This is a genomic window from Capnocytophaga cynodegmi (assembly GCF_002302475.1).
GTDB classification, from domain to species: Bacteria; Bacteroidota; Bacteroidia; order Flavobacteriales; family Flavobacteriaceae; genus Capnocytophaga; species Capnocytophaga cynodegmi.
In genome coordinates this window covers 218,822-236,858 of the sequence record NZ_CP022378.1, presented here as the reverse complement: position 1 = coordinate 236,858, position 18,037 = coordinate 218,822, and the positions used below count along the sequence as shown (strand labels likewise).

Here is an 18,037-nt window from a genome sequence, read left to right as displayed (position 1 = left end):
TAGCTTTTTAAAAATATATTTTGATTAGGTCTCTATGAAAGAAAATCTTTTGTAGAGGTCCTTTTCTTGTTTTAATATTTTGCTTATGTCAGCGGTTATAGAAGAAAAATTACAGAAAATTCCTATCATTCGTAATGGAGTTTCTTTCCTGAAAAAAATTCCATTATCAAGTAATGCTTTTTCTTTATATGATTTGCTTGAGCTTTATATTGTTGGAATTATAAAAGGTGCTTTAACACATAGGGCAAGTGCTATTTCTTATAGTTTTTTCATTGCTATGTTCCCTTTTTTGTTATTCATTTTGAATTTGATTCCTTATATTCCTATTGATAATTTTCAAATAGATGTTTGGAATTTCATAAATAGTTTGTTGCCTCCTGGTACGAATGAGTTTTTTGCAGATATTTTCTTTGATATTGCTGACACTCCCAGAGGGGGACTTCTTTCTTCAGTTTTTTTGTTGTCTATCTTCCTGATGACCAATGGGGTTGTAGCTATTTTCGGAGGTTTTGAATTTTCATATCACGTTAAAATTACCCGAACTTTTATAAAGCAGTATATTGTATCCTTAATTGTAGCTATCGTGTTGGGATTGTTGATATTAGTAGTTGTTGCAATGTTCATTTCGTATGAAATTTATTTTCTTCCTTATTTGGAAGAATGGGGACTTTTGTACGATTATGAAACACTAATCAAATGGTCGAAAATAGGATTTATTTCTATAATAACGTATTTTGGAACATCAATTCTTTTCTTTTTTGGTACTCACGAAGGAAAGAAAAGCAGGTTTTTCTCAGTAGGTTCTATCTTTACGGTGTTGCTTTTTGGTTTAACTACTTATTTCTTCGGTATTTACATTGAAAATTTTTCTCAATACAATCAACTTTATGGTTCTATTGGGGCTTTATTGATTTTTTTGTTTTATATTTGGCTTAATTCAAACATTTTATTGTTGGGATTTGAACTAAATGCTGCTTTATTACAATTAAAAAAATCAAACTAAATGTCTTATTTTGTTGATGTAATTCTTCCAATTCCTCTTCGGAAATTGTTTACCTATGGTGTGAATCAAGATGAGGCACATTTTTTAAAATCAGGAATGCGAGTTGCTGTATCTTTCGGTAAATCAAAGGTTTATACTGCTTTAGTTTTTCAAGTACATACTAATCAGCCAACATATCAAACTAAGGATATTGAATATATCTTAGATGAAACTCCTGTTGTAAATCAGTTGCAATTACAGCATTGGCAATGGATTTCCGAATTTTATATGTGTTCACTGGGCGAGGTTTTTAAAATGGCAATGCCTTCTTCTTTTTTGTTGGAAAGTGAAACAATCATCGAAAAGAGTTCCAGAGAATTGGAAATTAATGAATTAACAGATGATGAATTGTTGGTTTATGAAGCTCTGAATTTTAAAACTGCATTAACAGGAAATGAAGTTGCTAAGATAGTAGGAAATAAAAAAGCCTTGAAAGTTCTGAAAGGGCTAGTGGACAAAAATGCAATAAAAATTTCCGAAAAAATATTTGAAAAGTATGTCCCAAAGTTAGTGAAGTATATTAGATTATCTTCTGAATATCAATCTGATGAAGGAATAAAAAAAGCTTTTGACATTCTCTCGAAAGCAACGAAACAAAAACAACTTATCGTTGCGTATTTCAATTGTATTAATAAAGAAAAAGGAGTTTTAAAAGCTGAAAAATTACTTTCACAAGCAAATGTTTCTGCGAGTGTTTTAAAGTCTGTGGTTGAAAAAGGAATTTTTGAAGAATATTTTATTCAAAAAGACCGCATCAATTTCACTGGAGATTTGTACGAAAAAAAAATATTGAGTGATGCTCAACAAGAATCTTTTCTTGAAATTCAAAATCAGTTTCAGGAAAAAGAGGTTGTTCTTTTTCAAGGAGTTACAGCTTCAGGAAAAACAGAAATTTACATTGAGCTTATTGACCAAGTGTTAAAATCAGGAAAACAAGTTCTTTACTTGCTTCCTGAAATAGGGCTTACGGTGCATTTAATCAATAGATTAAAGAAATATTTTGGAGATAAAATGGGGGTTTATCATTCCAAATATACAACTAATGAGCGGGTTGAAGTCTGGAATAATGTCCTGAACGGAAATACTAAAAATCAGCTTGTTGTGGGAGTTCGTTCATCTGTCTTTTTGCCTTTTTCAAACTTAGGATTAGTTATTGTTGATGAAGAACACGATACTTCTTACCGCCAATTTGAACCAGCTCCGCGTTTTCATACTCGTGATGCGGCAATAGTTCTGTCTAAAATACATAAAGCCAACGTGTTATTGGGGTCAGCAACTCCTTCATTGGAGAGTCTTTACAATGCAAAGCGAGAAAAATACGGATATGTATATCTTTCAAAGCGTTTTGGTGACTTTCAAGTTCCTGATATCGAAATAATTGATATTAAAGATAAGCATTTTAGAAAACAAATGACAGGGCATTTTTCTGATGTGCTTATCGAAGAAATTGGGAAGACACTTCAACAGGGAAATCAAGTTATATTATTTCAAAATCAGAGAGGCTATGCTCCTGTAATTCAATGTAGATCGTGTGCGACAGTACCTCAATGTCCTCATTGTGATGTTAGTTTAACGTATCATCAAGGAAGAAATCAATTGCGATGCCACTACTGCGGTTATGCTATAGCAAAACCTGAGGTTTGTATAGCTTGTGGAAGTACAGATTTAATAACAAAAGGCGTTGGAACAGAGCAAATTGCAAAAGAACTTACAGAATTATTCCCTGATGTGACCATTGATAGAATGGATCAAGATACTACCAGCGGAAAATACGGCTATGAAAAAATATTATCAAAGTTTGAACAGCGAGAAACACAAATTTTGGTAGGAACACAAATGATTAGCAAAGGTTTAGATTTTGAAAATGTTGGGTTGGTAGGTGTTATGAATGCCGATTCATTTATTCATTTTCCAGATTTCAGAGCTTATGAGCGTAGTTTTCAGTTATTGGTACAAATATCGGGTAGGGCAGGGCGTAGTTCCAAAAAAGGAAAAGTTTTAATTCAGACGTATAGTCCGAAACATCCTGTTTTGCAACAAGTTTTACACAATAATTTTAAGGAAATGTTCCAAAGTCAAATTAAGGAACGTAAAGAATTTCATTATCCTCCTTTCGTTCGATTAATTAAAATAACGTTCAAACATTCTGACTTTAATAAAGTAAATGAAGGAGCGCAGTGGTTTGCAGAGGCACTACGTCAAGGGTTCTCGCAGCAACAACTTTTGCAAGTGTTGGGACCTGAATTTCCGTTAGTTTCTCGCATTCGAAATGAGTATATAAAGGATATTTTAGTGAAAATTCCGCCAGAAATTTCCGTTGAAAGTGTAAAAAAATATATTTTGAGGACAGAAATCAGCTTTCAGTCTATTGCTAATTTTAGGTCTGTTCGAGTAATTTTCAATGTTGAATAAATACCGAAGATTTTTATTCAGTTCTTTTGCCTTAAAATTTTGCTGAAAATATTTTCCGATTGCTTCGCCCAATGAGATTTTATTAAAAAATATTTTCCGATTGCTTCGCCCAACGAGATTTTATTAAAAAATATTTTCTGGTTGCTTCCGCCAACGAGATTTTATTAAAAAATATTTTCTGGTTGCTTTGCCCAACGAGATTTAGTAAAAAAATATTTTCCGATTAATTTGCCTAATGAGATTTTACTTAAAAATATTTTCAGATTACTTTCCCCAACGAGATTTCATTAAAAAATATTTTTCGATAGTGTTTTTCATTCGGTATATTGATGAAATTTTTTTTAAATAATGGTAAACAAAAAACAAAACCTCAGGAATAAAATCAAATGATTAACATTCCTGAGGATTTGTTTTATTACAAGGATAGTTAGAAAATTACCATAAATATCAATATCGTGATAAGACAGGTAACCAAAGGACCTACAACTCCAGCAATTAATCCAATATATCTGAAATCTTTCTGTTGTAAGTAACCCGTACTATAAACAATGGCATTGGGTGGCGTGGATATTGGTAAAAATAACGCAGTAGACGCACTAAGCCCAATAACGATAGGTAAAACAATAGGATGTTGATGTGTCAAGATAGCCGCAATCGGAATTAAAATGGTAGCTGTAGCCGTATTACTCATCACGTTTGACATCAAAACCGTCAGTAGAGCAAAAACAATCACTAATACATAAAAATTCAGATTAACTTGCTGAAGTTTATCTACATAATGCTGTGCCAGTCCGGTTTCTTTAATCGCCATACCTAAGGCTAAACCTCCTGCTACGAGCATCAGTGTATCCCAAGGTAATTTGCGAACGTCGTGTCCGTTAACAATTCCTAACATCGTTAATAACATAATAGGAATGAAAGAAACGATAGCGGCAGGTATATTGTGTAATTTCTCGGTAAGCCACAACAAAAGCGTAACTGAAAGAATTGCCAGAACCACATTTTTTTTCATTTTCAAAATGGCTGGACTTTCCTGTTTTTCCTCTTCAGTTAGTTCATCGTCCAGTTGTATGTGGATAGGCGTATTTACTTTAATGTATTTGATTTTTAATAAATACCACGAAGTTACTGTTAAAATAATGGAAACAGGCATTCCTACGTACATCCACTCAAGAAATCCGATACCTTTGTCAGAAAGAGCATCAACGGCGATAGCATTTGGTGGTGAACCAATTAACGTTCCCATACCTCCAAAAGAAGCCGCAGCAGCAATACCAATCAACAATGCTTTGCTTAAGGTAGAATCTTTCGGAAGCGTTTTAAGGAAAGCCGCCACTGAAGCTACCATCATAGCCGTAGTTGCCGTGTTGGACATAATCATTGAAAAAGTAGCCGTAGTAAGCATCAGCCCTAAAAGGATTTTATCTGGAGTTTTTCCAAATCGTGAGATGGACATTTTAAATACGATTCTGTCCAGATGTGTTTTCTGCATAGCATAGGCAATGAAAAAACCTCCTAACATTAACCAAATCACACTATTTGACCACGTATTTACGTATTCTTGATAGTACGATTTAGCATTTTCAGGGTCTAATTCCGAGTAATAACTATTGGTGGCAAAAATAAGAAACCCGAAGATAAAAAGTCCCGTAGCAAATGGCGGGATTGCCTCCGTTACCCATAGCCCAATGGCTAAAAACAAAATGAATAGAACATAAATTTGAGCTCTGTTAAGCTCTGGTTCGTACAGCCAATACGTAAGCCCAAAAGCCAGTATCGCACTTAGCAAAAAGTAAATAATTCTGCGCTGTATGTCAACTACTTTTTGAATACGCGACAAGATTTGAAACGAATAATGTCTAGAATCTGCCATAGTTTATAATTTAAAAGATGGTTAAAACTTCCGCCAAAGCTACAAAAATAAAAGCAAAGAAGATAATTTTTTATGTTAAATTTTAAAAGAATTTCATTGAGTTGAAAAAAATAAAGGCTAAAAATTTTTATATACGTATTTCTTCAGTTCTTTTTTGATTATAACGGACAAAATGATAAATGCTTTCAATTTCTTTAAACAAAACTGAAAGAGTAGTTTAACCAAGAATTAATAAAAAAATCTTCATACTTTTGCGACTAAAATATAAAAATATGGCAAGAGATGAAGTGTTAAAAGCTCGGTGGGAAAAAGTCGTGGAAGAACTATCAAAAACCTTTGCCGATGGGGAGAAACTTGATTTGGAAGCGATTATATATCTTGTTGGTATTCAGGAATTGGGACAAATAAAATCAAAATATAAGAAGGACGAAAAGGTAAATTTGATGCACATTGCTATTTGCAAACTTCTTGAGCCTTACGGTTATTACAAATTTGATTATACCGATTCTGATGGTTGGCCTCATTATTCTTTGGTAGAACAACTTCCAGCTTTGAAAGCGGGGGAGCAATCCATTTTAATGAAAGAAGCAATTGTTCAGTATTTTGACAATATGGGCTTTTTTCAGGAAGAATAATACTTGTAATGAGGCTTATCTCTCCGAGATTGTGAAAAAAAGCATATCTTTGCCACCCAAAAAACTAAAGATAAAAATGACTTCATCAGAAGAAAGAAAAAAGGTTGCATTCTACACACTGGGTTGTAAGTTAAATTTTTCAGAAACTTCAACCATAGCTCGTAGTTTTGAAACGGAAGGATTTGAACGAGTTGATTTTGAGCAACCTGCTGATATATACGTGATAAACACCTGTTCTGTAACAGAAAATGCAGATAGGCAGTTTAAACAAATAGTTCGCAAAGCTCTGAAAACCAATGACAAGGCTTTCATTGCAGCGGTGGGGTGTTACGCTCAGCTTAAGCCAGAAGAATTGGCTTCTGTTGATGGTGTAGATTTGGTATTGGGAGCAAAGGAAAAGTTCGATATAACACAATACATTGATGATTTGACCAAAAATAATGAAGGTCAGGTACATTCTTGCGAAATTTCGGAAACAGATTTTTATGTAGGGAGTTATTCAATTGGTGATCGTACACGTGCCTTTTTGAAGGTTCAAGATGGTTGTGATTATAAATGTACGTACTGTACAATTCCTATGGCTCGTGGTATTTCACGTAGTGATACGATTGATAATATTCTCAAAAATGCACAAAAAATTTCGGAACAGGGTATAAAAGAAATTGTTTTAACGGGTGTAAATATAGGTGATTACGGCAAAGGTGAGTTTGGTAATAAAAAACACGAACATACTTTCCTTGATTTGGTGAAAGCTCTGGATAGGGTAGAAGGTATTGAGCGTTTGCGTATTTCTTCTATTGAACCTAATCTGTTAAAAGATGAAATTATTGATTTTGTGTCAAAAAGTAATGCGTTTGTTCCTCATTTTCACGTGCCTTTGCAAAGTGGAAGTAATGAAATTCTCAAGAAAATGAAGCGTCGTTATTTGCGAGAAGTTTATGTTGGTAGGGTTGAAAAAATAAAAGAAGCAATGCCTCACGCTTGTATTGGTGTAGATGTTATTGTAGGATTTCCTGGTGAAACTGACGAACTTTTTTTGGAAACATATCATTTTTTGAGTGAGTTGGAGGTGTCTTATTTGCACGTTTTTACATATTCGGAAAGGGATAACACTGAGGCTGTTTTGATGGAAGGTGTTGTGCCTGATGTGGTTCGTGCCAAACGAAGTAAAATGCTGCGTGGGCTTTCTGCCAAAAAGAGAAATGCGTTTTATCAAAGTCAGTTGGGAACAGAACGAATTGTTCTTTTTGAAGGTGAAAACAAACAAGGATACATTCACGGATTTACAGAAAATTACGTAAAGGTAAAAACCCCTTGGAACCCTGAATTAGTTAATACACTGCATAAAGTAAAACTCACTAAAATTGATTCGGACGGAATAGTACGATTTGATTTTCTATAATTAATTTCTACCAGAGATTTTTACCTTTTTTATAATAGAAAATTTGTGTTCTTTTTTCAAAAATCCCTACCTTTGTGCGGTCGAATTTGAGAAATTCTGATGATTTTTAGATAATAACTTCTCAATCAATAAACAAATTAAATATGAACAAATCGGTATATATCATTACATCTGACACCTATAGCGGAAAGTCATTAGTCACTTTAGGAGTAATGCAGATGATTATGCGAAACACAACCAAAGTAGCATATTTCAAACCAATTTTGGAAAGTAAAACTCAGAAAGATAATCATATAATGACGATTCTTTCTCATTTTCAGTTGGATATGGAATATGATGATGCGTATGTTTTTTCACGCAGTGAGGTGGCAAGTCTTAAAAATAAGGGAAAGATAGGCGAGGTTTACGATACAATTATCAAAAGATACAAAGCATTGGAAAGCAAGTATGACTTTGTACTTGTGGAAGGAACAGATTTATTGGAGGAAAGCAATGTATTTGATATTAATTTCAATGCTTCTTTAGCTCAAAGTTTGAATATTCCAGCACTTATTGTGTTGAAAGATAATTTCTCTTCGGAAGATGAGCTGATTAATCACATACAAATAGAGGTAAATTCTTTACTTGAACAAGAAGTCCAAATCTTGGGTGTATTTATCAATAAAGCAAAGTATTACGTTGATGGAATAAAACAAAAACTTCAACAAGAATACAAAGATATTCATTTCACATTTATTCCAAAAGAAGGTGATTTGAGTCGTCCAACAGTGAAGGAGGTTGCCGATGAATTAGGAGCTCGTTTTCTTTACAAAGGAGATGAAGTGGATATAATTACCAAAAAAACTATTGTGGGTGGAATGCAGTTGCATAATTTTCTTAATCATTTGTCAGAGAGTTGCTTAGCTGTAATACCTGCTGACCGCTCCGATTTGATTGTTGGAACGTTGGCTGCTCATATTTCGTCCAACTATCCACGTGTGGCGGGAATAGTGCTTTCAGGAGCTCTTACACCTGAAAAATCTATTGTAAAAATCCTTGATGGAACACAAAAGATGATTCCTATTATGGTTTCGAAGTTAGGTACTTTTGAGACAGCTAATCGTATTGGGAATATTAAATCGAAAATCTATCCTGAAAGTTTTGAGAAAATCAAATTGTGTATGCAATTATTTGAAAAATACGCTGATGTAGAGGATTTAAACAAAAGAATTTCTTCTTTCAAGTCAGAAACCATCACGCCGCGTATGTTCCAATACAATATGGTTCAAAAAGCTCGTAATGCACAAAAACACATTGTTTTACCTGAAGGAACAGACGATCGTATTCTTACAGCAGCGTCACAATTAGCTTCTGATGAATTGGTTTACCTGACTATTCTTGGAGAGCCAGAGAAAATAGTCGCACGAGCCAATGAGCTTGGTTTGCGTTGGGACGAAAATCGCATATCAATTGTCAACCCAATAGAAAGTCCTAAGTATAGTTTGTATGCCGAAAAATTGTACGAACTTCGTAAATCCAAAGGGATGGAACTTTCACAAGCACGTGATTTAATGCTTGATGTTTCATATTTTGGAACAATGATGGTTTTTTTAGGTGATGCAGACGGAATGGTTTCAGGAGCTGTAAACACAACGGCACACACAATTCGACCTTCATTACAATTTGTAAAAACGAAACCCAACGTTAATACAGTTTCTTCAGTATTCTTTATGTTGCTCAATGACAGAGTTCTTGTTTATGGAGATTGTGCAATTGTTCCGAATCCAACGGCAGCACAATTGGCTGAAATAGCCATTTCGTCAGCTGAGTCAGCGAAAGCATTCGGAATTGAGCCAAAAGTTGCTCTACTTTCGTATTCATCAGGAAGTTCTGGAAGCGGTGCTGATGTGGATAAAGTGCGTGAAGCTACTGAAATTGTCAAATCACAACATCCTGAATTACTTGTTGAAGGACCTATTCAGTACGATGCTGCGGTTGACCCTAAAGTAGGAAAAAGCAAAATGCCTAATTCAAAAGTAGCTGGACAGGCAAATGTACTTATTTTCCCTGATTTGAATACTGGAAATAACACGTACAAAGCAGTACAACGTGAAACAGGAGCATTAGCTATTGGTCCGATGTTACAAGGGCTTAAAAAACCTGTGAACGATTTGAGTAGAGGGGCGACCATTCCTGATATTTATAATACAGTGTTAATTACAGCTATTCAGTCAGTTATGGAGGAATAGAATTAATTTTGAAAAATATGTTTTTTGCCAAAGTCCAAAAGCTTTGGCAAATTTTTTGACCAATTACTATTTTTAAATTTTAAATTATAATTCATTGTATGAAAGAAGTTATTATTATTTTTGTTTGTTTTTTTGCATTAAGATTAGTTTCCTTGGCGATTTCAATTAGAAACGAAAAAAGAATTAAGGAAATGGGAGGAATTCAATACGGAAAATTTAATTCGATGTTACTCACATTAGCTCACGTTTCCTTTTATTTTCTATGTTTGTTTGAAGCCATTCGGAAAGAGCATTTTTCTTTGGATTCTACCTCAAAAATGGGAGTTGCTTTACTTGTTTTTGCTTATTTAATGTTGTTTTATGTGATTTACCAGCTCAAAGAAATTTGGACGCTAAAAATATACATATTGCCTAATCATAAAATCAATAAGTCTTTCTTATTCAAATGGATAAAACATCCTAATTATTTTTTAAACATTCTGCCTGAGCTCGTGGGAATCGCTCTTCTGTGTAAAGCCTATATAACACTTTGTGTTATGTTGCCTATTTATGCGGTAATTTTAACGATTCGGATTCGACAGGAAGAGGCAGCAATGAAGCATTTGCTATGATTTCAGTTGATGATTTTTAATTGTAAAGTAAAAATATATTTGTAATTAAATGAAAAAGTTTCCGTAGCTTTGCGATTTATTTTCGAATTTTCTTTTACTAAGAGATTGTTTACGGAAAGAAAGAATATCTGAAAAATTTTTGAATTAATTTATGTAATCGTTTTAATAAAAATACATATGGAAATATTAATAATAAACTCAGGAAGCTCTTCATTAAAGTATCAACTAATTGATTCAAAAGAAGGAGTTTCAAAAGTAAAAGGACTTGTTGATAGAATCGGGATTGATGGAAGTACAATCAAATATGTTGCATTGAAAAATGGTAAAGAAACAGAAATAAAGAAACAATTACCTATTCGTAATCACGAGGAAGCGATGAAACAAGTGACCGATTTGCTTACAGACGTAGAGGTTGGAGTTATCAGTAACCCAGATGATATTAAAGCTGTGGGGCATCGTGTGGTTCACGGAGGAGAGAAATTTGTACAGCCAACACTTATAAATGAAGAAGTTAAAAAGGAGATTGAGAAACTTATTCCTTTGTCGCCTTTGCACAATCCAGCTTGTCTGGAAGGTATTCGTAGTGCAGAAAAGATTTTTAAAAAGGCGAATCACGTAGCTGTCTTCGATACTGCTTTTCATCAAACTATGCCTTCTAAAGCATTCCGTTATGCAATTCCTAATGAATATTATAAGGATTATGGTGTAAGAGCGTACGGATTTCACGGAACCAGCCACAAGTATGTTGATTCACAAGCACGTAAATATTTGAATGAAAATATAAAAAATATCACGATACATTTAGGAAATGGTTCAAGTATGGCTGCTGTAAATGAGAAAGGTAATTGTATGGATACAACAATGGGGCTTACACCTCTTGACGGATTAGTAATGGGAACACGTTGTGGAAATATTGATGCAGGAGTAATTTTTTATCTTGCTGACCGATTGAACCTAACTTCCGATGAAATTAGTACAATTCTTAACAAGAAAAGTGGAATGCTCGGACTTACAGGTAGTTCCGATGCACGAGATGTATCAGATAAATATTTTGCAGGAGATGCAAATGCAATCCTTTGTTATGAGATGTATGCCTACCGAATTAAGAAATTTATTGGTGCATATGCCGCTATTTTGAACGGATTAGATAGTATTACTTTTACAGCAGGTTTAGGCGAAAACGATGATTTAATTCGCTTACTTGCGTGTCAAGAAATGGATTTTTTAGGAATAGAAATTGATGAGAATAAAAACAAAGAACTTAACCGTCCTAAAGGAGTTGTTGAAATTCAAAGGGATAAAAGTCGTGTGAAAATTCTTATCATTCCTACCAATGAAGAGTTACAGATAGCCAATGAAGTAGTAGAATTGATTGGTTAAGAGTTAATAAAAAAAACAGCCAAACTTTTAAAAGTTGGCTGTTTTTTTATTGCATTATTATCAAAATCCAATTTTTAACTTATCATAGAATTCTTCCCCAAAAGGAGATATAAAAATTCTAACCCCAAAAACTATACCTTTTAAGTTTGTATTAGTTTTATCAAAAGGAAAGCTATATCCACTATAAAGGTGTAAAACATTCATAAAATTAAACCCAACAATGGGTGAAAAATTCTTTGTAGAAGACTGAAAACCAAATATAAGTCCACTTTTCCGATAAGTCAATTTCACTTCTGGGACAAAATATTGATGACCATCTTTTCCTTTAAAATAACGAACAGTCAAGCCGAAGTTATATCCGTGCCAATTATTACTATCAATTGGTAGGTTGTATTCAAGCCCAGCGGTGAGACTATTTCTTCCCTGATAATCATATCCTACACTTATAGCTGTGTGGTTAGCTATTTCCTTAATTTTCTGAGCGTTTATATTAATTGAAAATACCAAAAGTACTGTAATAAAAAAGAATCTCATTGTAATTTGATTTTGTGTTGATATGACAAAGATAATGATTTTATTAATGTTTGTGGTCTAATAACTATCATTTATCATTGATTCGTATAAAAATACATTTTATAATCTGTTATGAAATAAATTATATTTTTCTTTTTCAATATTTAGCTGTAAATTTGAGCCTTAAAGTTTTAAAAATATGTCAGACGATAAGAAAGTAATTTTTTCGATGTCGAAGGTGAGTAAAACCTATGCTTCGACGAATAAACAAGTGCTTAAGGATATTTATTTGAGTTTCTTTTATGGGGCTAAAATAGGTATTTTAGGGCTTAATGGCTCTGGAAAATCTTCTCTTTTGAAAATAATTGCAGGAGTTGATAAAAATCATCAAGGAGATGTGGTGTTCGCTCCTGGCTATACGGTTGGTTATCTGAAACAAGAACCTCAATTGGACGAAAACAAAACGGTAATTGAAGTGGTTCGCCAGGGAGCTGCTGAAACAATTGCCATTTTGGAAGAGTTCAACAAGATAAATGATATGTTTGGGCTTGAAGAAGTTTATTCCGACCCCGATAAAATGCAAAAATTGATGGACAAACAGGCTGAATTACAAGATAAAATTGATGCTTGTGGCGGTTGGGAGATAGACAATAAGCTGGAAATAGCAATGGACGCCCTCAGAACGCCAGAACCAGATACGCCTATCAAGGTTTTATCAGGGGGAGAGCGTCGTCGTGTGGCGTTGTGTCGTTTACTTCTGCAACAACCTGATGTTCTGTTACTTGATGAGCCAACCAACCACCTCGATGCTGAGTCTGTATTATGGTTAGAACAACATTTACAACAATACGCAGGAACTGTAATCGCTGTCACTCACGACCGATATTTTTTGGATAATGTTGCGGGTTGGATTTTGGAATTGGACAGGGGAGAAGGAATTCCTTGGAAAGGAAATTACTCTTCTTGGCTTGACCAAAAGGCAAAACGATTGGAGCAAGAGGAAAAAACGGCTTCCAAACGACGTAAAATTCTTGAAAGAGAGTTGGAATGGGTGCGTCAGGGAGCAAAAGGACGTCAAACCAAGCAAAAAGCACGTTTGCAAAATTACGACCGACTTTTGAATGAAGATCAAAAACAATTGGATGAAAAGTTAGAAATTTATATCCCGAACGGACCTCGTTTAGGAACCAACGTAATTGAAGCAAAAGGAGTTGCCAAAGCTTTCGGAGATAAACTCTTGTATGATAATTTGAATTTTGTATTGCCACAAGCGGGAATTGTCGGAGTGATTGGACCTAACGGAGCCGGTAAATCGACCATTTTCCGTATGATTATGGGAGAGGAAAAACCTGATGCTGGGGAGTTTATCATCGGGGATACGGTTAAAATTGCGTATGTTGACCAAACGCATAAAAATATCGACCCTAACAAATCCATTTGGGAGAATTTCTCTGAAGGGCAAGACTTAATTATGATGGGAGGACATCAAGTGAATTCCAGAGCTTATCTGAGTCGTTTTAACTTCAGCGGAAGTGACCAAAACAAAAAAGTAGCTACGCTTTCAGGTGGAGAACGTAACCGATTGCATTTAGCAATGACACTTAAAGAAGAGGGTAACGTACTTTTACTCGACGAGCCAACCAACGATTTAGATGTGAATACATTACGCGCTTTGGAGGAAGGCTTGGAAAACTTTGCAGGTTGTGCGGTGGTCATCTCACACGACCGATGGTTCTTGGACAGAATTTGTACGCATATTTTAGCTTTTGAAGGAGATTCCCAAGTATATTTCTTTGAAGGAAGTTTCTCTGAATACGAGGAAAATAAGCGTAAACGTCTTGGCAAAGAAGTTACCCCAACCAGAATTAAGTATAAAAAATTAGTGAGGTAATAATTGTTTTGATACGTACCTACAAAAATTAATATATTGCAGGAGAAATGAACAATTTCATTTCTCCTAATTTTTTATAAATGGAGGTAAGCGAATGTACATAAAATCGTAATTTTGTATATAATTAAAAAATAGAAGAATGATTTTAATAAATGTATAAATATGAAAAGGGTATTAATATTTTTTATGCTTTTTTTATTTGTAAAAATAGCATTTGCACAAGTAGTTTATTCTCCAGATAAACATTTAAGACTTTCTTTTGTGTTAAAAGAAGGAGGAAAGCCAGTATACGAACTCAATTATAAGGGTAAAAAAGTAATTGAAGAAAGTAAAATGGGCTTTATCCTAAATGATTTTTTGTCTTTTTCAGAAAATTTTTCGGTAATCAGAACAGAAAATACGTCTTCGGATACTATTTGGAAGCCCGTATGGGGAGAAAATAGTGAAATACGAGATAATTATAATGAAATACTGTTGTTTTTAGTACATAAAACTACTAATTGGAAGGTAAATATTCGTTTTCGATTGTTTAATGACGGACTTGGGTTTCGCTACGAATTTCCAACACAAAAAGAACTTCGACATTTCATAATAAAAGAGGAACTAACGGAATTCAATCTTACAGGTAATCATAAAACTTTCTGGATTCCTGCTGATTATGATACAAACGAATTTCCAATTACTACATCTCACTTGTCCGAAATTGATGCTTTGATAGAAAATGTTCGTAAGGAACCATTAGCCGCCAAAGCACCTTCGCCAAATGTAGCTGTACAAACACCTCTGATGCTAAAAACTAAGGATAATTTATATATCAATATTCACGAAGCAGCTTTGATAAATTACTCTGCTATGTTTTTAAATGTTGACGGAAAATCTTTTTCTTTAAGTGCACACTTGGCTCCAGACAAAAACGGCAATAAAGTTTATTTTCAAACAGGAAACACAACTCCTTGGCGTACAATTATTGTCAGTGATGATGCTCGTGATATTTTAGCTTCTAACTTGATACTAAATCTTAACGAACCTTGCGATTTTGAAGATACTTCTTGGATAAAACCAATGAAATATCTGGGTGTTTGGTGGGAATATTTCATCGGGGGTGGGTCTTCTTGGGCTTATACTGATTTTAAAGATATTATTATTGGTAAAACTGATTATTCAAAACTTCTATCAAATGGGCATCACGGAGCAAATACCAGTCACGTTAAAAAGTACATTGATTTTGCTTCTAAAAATGGATTTGATGCTGTATTAGTTGAAGGTTGGAATGAAGGTTGGGAGGATAATGTAGCATATCATAAAGAGAAAATTTATAGTTTCACCAAACCATATCCTGATTTTGATGTTAAGGAACTGCAAAATTATGCACAAGGTAAAGGAGTGAAAATCATAATGCATCACGAAACTACTTCATCTGCAATAGATTATGAACGTCAGTTGCATAAGGCTTTCAAGTTTATGGTAGACAATGGATACAATTCAGTAAAAACAGGATATGTGGGACCTATTATTCCACGAAGCGAATATCACGATGGACAATGGATGGTGAATCATTATAATTATGTCGTAAAAACGGCTTCGGAATATAAAATTATGGTCAATTCACACGAAGCAGTTCGTCCGACGGGGCTTTGTCGTACTTTTCCAAATTGGATTGCTCAAGAGTCGGCTCGAGGTACAGAATTTGAGTCCTTCAACGGAAATCATCCTGACCATACAACCATATTACCTTTCACCCGACTGAAAGGAGGCCCAATGGACTATACACCAGGAATTTTTCAAGGGGATTTGTCCGTATATGGTTCTAATAAAGCTAAATTGAGTACTACACTCACCAAACAATTGGCTCTTTATGTGACAATGTATAGTCCGTTGCAAATGGCAGCAGATTTAATTGAGAATTATGAGCGTTTTCCTGATGCCTTTCAGTTTATAAAAGATGTAGCAGTAGATTGGGATAAAACGTATATTTTAGAAGCAGAACCAGGCGATTATGTAACTATTGCTCGGAAAGCTAAAAATAAGAATGAATGGTTTGTAGGAGGAATCACTGATGAAAATTCACGTGAAGCACACGTTGATTTTAGCTTTCTTCCTTCAGGTAAAACGTATGAAGTAATAATTTATGCCGATGCGAAGGATGCCCATTGGCAAACCAATCCTCAAAGTTATGTTATTAGTAAAAAGAAGGTTAATAATTTGAAAAAGATGAAAATTTGGTTAGCCCCTAGCGGAGGATTTGCTATGAGTATTAAAGAGAAATGAAGTTTTTTATGAATCTTTTAGTGAAATACAATTAATATGTTAATTTTTATTTAAAATATAGTCTTTTTATTAAAAAGTATATTGCGTGGTTTAAATATATTATTATCTTTGTCCTTATTAATTGTATTAAGGTCAATACTATGAATAAAACAGAATTAATTGATGCTATTGCTGCTGATGCAGGAATCACAAAAGTAGATGCAAAGAAAGCATTGGAATCTTTTTTTGCGAATGTAGAAAAAACTCTGAAAAAAGGGGACAAGGTTTCAATTGTAGGCTTTGGTTCTTGGTCAGTTGCTAAAAAAGAAGCTCGTGAGGCAAGAAACCCTCGTACCAATGAAATTATTAAAGTAGCCGCTAAAAATGTGGTTAAATTCAAACCTGGTTCTGAGTTATCTGATGCAGTAAATACGAAGTAAGAAAGTGAAAAGGCTACCAAAAGGTAGCCTTTTTATATGATTAATTTTCGAGTAAATCGGGTCTTCTATTTTTAGTATGTTTGTAGGCTTCATCTTCTCGCCATTGTTCTATTTCAGGAAAGTTTCCGCTGAGTAATATTTCAGGCACTTCCCAACCTTTATAGGAAGCAGGGCGTGTATAAACGGGAGGTGCTAATAAGTTATCCTGAAAAGAATCAGTCAATGCAGAAGTTTCATCTCCTAAAACTCCAGGGATTAGGCGAATAATTGCATCACAAACAATCAAGGCTCCCAATTCGCCTCCTGAAAGAACATAATCACCTATTGATATTTCTTTGGTAATGAAGTGGTCACGGACGCGCTGATCAACTCCCTTGTAGTGTCCGCAAAGAATTATTATGTTTTCCTGAAGAGACATTTTATTTGCCGTTTTTTGGTTGAAAGTTTCTCCATCAGGTGTCATATAAATGATTTCATCATAATGGCGTTGCGACTTTAGTTCGGAAATGCACTTATCAATAGGTTCAATCATCAAAACCATTCCAGCTCCTCCACCAAACTGATAATCATCAACTTGTCGATAATTTCCTGTACTATAATCTCTTAAATTATGAAAATGAACCTCAACTAATCCTTTTTCAATGGCTCTTTTCATAATTGAAGCATTGAAAGGGCTTTCCAAAAGTTCAGGAACTACTGAAATAATATCAATACGCATCAATTACCTATGTTTGTTGATTTCGTCCTGAAGTTGGCGACGTACTTTTTGCTCTCTTTCTATAGCTGATTTTCTATAATTTTCGTACTCTTCCTGAAGTTCACGTAAGTCCTGAAGTGATTTTTTAGTAATTGCACTTCCGTTTACATATTTATATACATAGAAGAATAACAAGCAAGCCAATACTAACAAAAAGCTCCACATCATTAAAGAATAAGTTGATTTTGGAAGTAAAAAGCCTAAAAAGTTTACACTATCTTTCTCATTTTGAGTTTTTTCAAGGTTGTTTTCTAATTCAGATATTTTTTCATTTAACTTTTTGACTTCTTCTTCGTGCCCGTTTATAATATCTTGTTGAGCTTGTATTTTAGACTTGATACTTTGTAGGCTGTCGATAACATTCCTTTGATAACTACCTAATTTAGCTCGGTCAATAATTTTGTAACTTTGCCAAGAGTTTGCTTTTTCAACCAAAGTTTCAAATTGCTCATTAAGTGTGTTTTGTTTTTTCTTAACTTGAACATTTACACTATCTAAACTTTGCTCTTGAGCATTTATTGCAGATGTAAACGAAAAGAAAACTGTTAACGCTCCTACAACTAATTGTTTCCTCATTTTTATATTTTTACGATTAAATTATTTTCA

At 34.1% G+C, this 18,037-nt stretch carries 14 protein-coding genes; 10 read left to right on the top strand and 4 right to left on the bottom strand.

The genetic code is table 11. From position 1 onward, the window contains the following. The first annotated feature begins 85 nt into the window (after nucleotides 1-85). Nucleotides 86-1,003 (top strand): YihY/virulence factor BrkB family protein, encoded by a 918-nt coding sequence (locus CGC48_RS01115; RefSeq protein WP_018278412.1) that lies wholly within the window; start codon nucleotides 86-88, stop codon nucleotides 1,001-1,003. Then, nucleotides 1,004-3,454: a replication restart helicase PriA gene (gene priA / locus CGC48_RS01110; protein ID WP_098028113.1), complete on the top strand. Its 2,451-nt coding sequence runs from the start codon at nucleotides 1,004-1,006 to the stop codon at nucleotides 3,452-3,454. Between the two features lie 427 nt (nucleotides 3,455-3,881). Here priA and CGC48_RS01105 read toward each other — a convergent pair whose 3' ends face one another. Continuing rightward, nucleotides 3,882-5,327: an SLC13 family permease gene (locus tag CGC48_RS01105; protein WP_098028112.1), complete on the bottom strand. Its 1,446-nt coding sequence runs from the start codon at nucleotides 5,325-5,327 to the stop codon at nucleotides 3,882-3,884. Nucleotides 5,328-5,599: 272 nt separating this feature from the next. Between CGC48_RS01105 and CGC48_RS01100 the strand changes: the two genes are divergently transcribed. The 5 genes from CGC48_RS01100 to CGC48_RS01080 all read left to right on the top strand — a co-directional run bounded on the left by CGC48_RS01100 (nucleotide 5,600) and on the right by CGC48_RS01080 (nucleotide 11,583). Next, entirely contained in the window at nucleotides 5,600-5,962 is a 363-nt protein-coding gene (locus tag CGC48_RS01100; protein WP_041992984.1) for a hypothetical protein, read from the top strand. Nucleotides 5,963-6,038: 76 nt separating this feature from the next. After that, the gene (gene mtaB, locus CGC48_RS01095; RefSeq protein WP_098028111.1) at nucleotides 6,039-7,364 is read left to right on the top strand and encodes a tRNA (N(6)-L-threonylcarbamoyladenosine(37)-C(2))-methylthiotransferase MtaB; all 1,326 of its coding nucleotides are present in this window, start codon (nucleotides 6,039-6,041) and stop codon (nucleotides 7,362-7,364) included. A 143-nt stretch (nucleotides 7,365-7,507) separates the two neighbouring features. Next, nucleotides 7,508-9,592 (top strand): phosphate acetyltransferase, encoded by a 2,085-nt coding sequence (gene pta / locus CGC48_RS01090; RefSeq protein WP_098028110.1) that lies wholly within the window; start codon nucleotides 7,508-7,510, stop codon nucleotides 9,590-9,592. A gap of 98 nt (nucleotides 9,593-9,690) precedes the next feature. Continuing rightward, nucleotides 9,691-10,203, top strand: a complete 513-nt coding sequence (locus CGC48_RS01085; protein ID WP_098028109.1) for an isoprenylcysteine carboxyl methyltransferase family protein — start codon at nucleotides 9,691-9,693, stop codon at nucleotides 10,201-10,203. A 177-nt stretch (nucleotides 10,204-10,380) separates the two neighbouring features. Further along, on the top strand, nucleotides 10,381-11,583 hold the full coding sequence (locus CGC48_RS01080) for an acetate/propionate family kinase (RefSeq protein ID WP_098028108.1): 1,203 nt from the start codon (nucleotides 10,381-10,383) through the stop codon (nucleotides 11,581-11,583). A gap of 60 nt (nucleotides 11,584-11,643) precedes the next feature. Here CGC48_RS01080 and CGC48_RS01075 read toward each other — a convergent pair whose 3' ends face one another. Next, nucleotides 11,644-12,117 carry a hypothetical protein gene (locus CGC48_RS01075; RefSeq protein ID WP_098028107.1) on the bottom strand — a complete coding sequence of 158 codons (474 nt, stop codon included), beginning with the start codon at nucleotides 12,115-12,117 and terminating at the stop codon, nucleotides 11,644-11,646. Between the two features lie 178 nt (nucleotides 12,118-12,295). Between CGC48_RS01075 and ettA the strand changes: the two genes are divergently transcribed. The 3 genes from ettA to CGC48_RS01060 all read left to right on the top strand — a co-directional run bounded on the left by ettA (nucleotide 12,296) and on the right by CGC48_RS01060 (nucleotide 16,674). Next, nucleotides 12,296-13,987 carry an energy-dependent translational throttle protein EttA gene (ettA, locus tag CGC48_RS01070; RefSeq protein ID WP_098028106.1) on the top strand — a complete coding sequence of 564 codons (1,692 nt, stop codon included), beginning with the start codon at nucleotides 12,296-12,298 and terminating at the stop codon, nucleotides 13,985-13,987. A gap of 162 nt (nucleotides 13,988-14,149) precedes the next feature. Continuing rightward, nucleotides 14,150-16,255, top strand: a complete 2,106-nt coding sequence (locus CGC48_RS01065) for a glycoside hydrolase family 97 protein (protein WP_098028105.1) — start codon at nucleotides 14,150-14,152, stop codon at nucleotides 16,253-16,255. A 125-nt stretch (nucleotides 16,256-16,380) separates the two neighbouring features. Beyond that, on the top strand, nucleotides 16,381-16,674 hold the full coding sequence (locus CGC48_RS01060) for an HU family DNA-binding protein (RefSeq protein WP_255317870.1): 294 nt from the start codon (nucleotides 16,381-16,383) through the stop codon (nucleotides 16,672-16,674). Nucleotides 16,675-16,714: 40 nt separating this feature from the next. Here CGC48_RS01060 and trmD read toward each other — a convergent pair whose 3' ends face one another. Next, complete coding sequence (gene trmD, locus CGC48_RS01055; RefSeq protein ID WP_098028104.1) at nucleotides 16,715-17,392, bottom strand: tRNA (guanosine(37)-N1)-methyltransferase TrmD; 678 nt, start codon at nucleotides 17,390-17,392, stop codon at nucleotides 16,715-16,717. Between the two features lie 3 nt (nucleotides 17,393-17,395). Next, nucleotides 17,396-18,007 carry a V-type ATP synthase subunit I domain-containing protein gene (locus tag CGC48_RS01050; protein ID WP_098028103.1) on the bottom strand — a complete coding sequence of 204 codons (612 nt, stop codon included), beginning with the start codon at nucleotides 18,005-18,007 and terminating at the stop codon, nucleotides 17,396-17,398. Nucleotides 18,008-18,037 lie beyond the last annotated feature (30 nt).

What these genes read in the sequence shown, in the direction of transcription:
- CGC48_RS01115 (WP_018278412.1), top strand. Translation starts at nt 86, where the DNA reads ATGTCAGCGGTTATAGAAGAAAAATTACAGAAAATTCCTATCATTCGT.
- priA (WP_098028113.1), top strand. Translation starts at nt 1,004, where the DNA reads ATGTCTTATTTTGTTGATGTAATTCTTCCAATTCCTCTTCGGAAATTG.
- CGC48_RS01105 (WP_098028112.1), bottom strand. Translation starts at nt 5,327, where the DNA reads ATGGCAGATTCTAGACATTATTCGTTTCAAATCTTGTCGCGTATTCAA.
- CGC48_RS01100 (WP_041992984.1), top strand. Translation starts at nt 5,600, where the DNA reads ATGGCAAGAGATGAAGTGTTAAAAGCTCGGTGGGAAAAAGTCGTGGAA.
- mtaB (WP_098028111.1), top strand. Translation starts at nt 6,039, where the DNA reads ATGACTTCATCAGAAGAAAGAAAAAAGGTTGCATTCTACACACTGGGT.
- pta (WP_098028110.1), top strand. Translation starts at nt 7,508, where the DNA reads ATGAACAAATCGGTATATATCATTACATCTGACACCTATAGCGGAAAG.
- CGC48_RS01085 (WP_098028109.1), top strand. Translation starts at nt 9,691, where the DNA reads ATGAAAGAAGTTATTATTATTTTTGTTTGTTTTTTTGCATTAAGATTA.
- CGC48_RS01080 (WP_098028108.1), top strand. Translation starts at nt 10,381, where the DNA reads ATGGAAATATTAATAATAAACTCAGGAAGCTCTTCATTAAAGTATCAA.
- CGC48_RS01075 (WP_098028107.1), bottom strand. Translation starts at nt 12,117, where the DNA reads ATGAGATTCTTTTTTATTACAGTACTTTTGGTATTTTCAATTAATATA.
- ettA (WP_098028106.1), top strand. Translation starts at nt 12,296, where the DNA reads ATGTCAGACGATAAGAAAGTAATTTTTTCGATGTCGAAGGTGAGTAAA.
- CGC48_RS01065 (WP_098028105.1), top strand. Translation starts at nt 14,150, where the DNA reads ATGAAAAGGGTATTAATATTTTTTATGCTTTTTTTATTTGTAAAAATA.
- trmD (WP_098028104.1), bottom strand. Translation starts at nt 17,392, where the DNA reads ATGCGTATTGATATTATTTCAGTAGTTCCTGAACTTTTGGAAAGCCCT.
- CGC48_RS01050 (WP_098028103.1), bottom strand. Translation starts at nt 18,007, where the DNA reads ATGAGGAAACAATTAGTTGTAGGAGCGTTAACAGTTTTCTTTTCGTTT.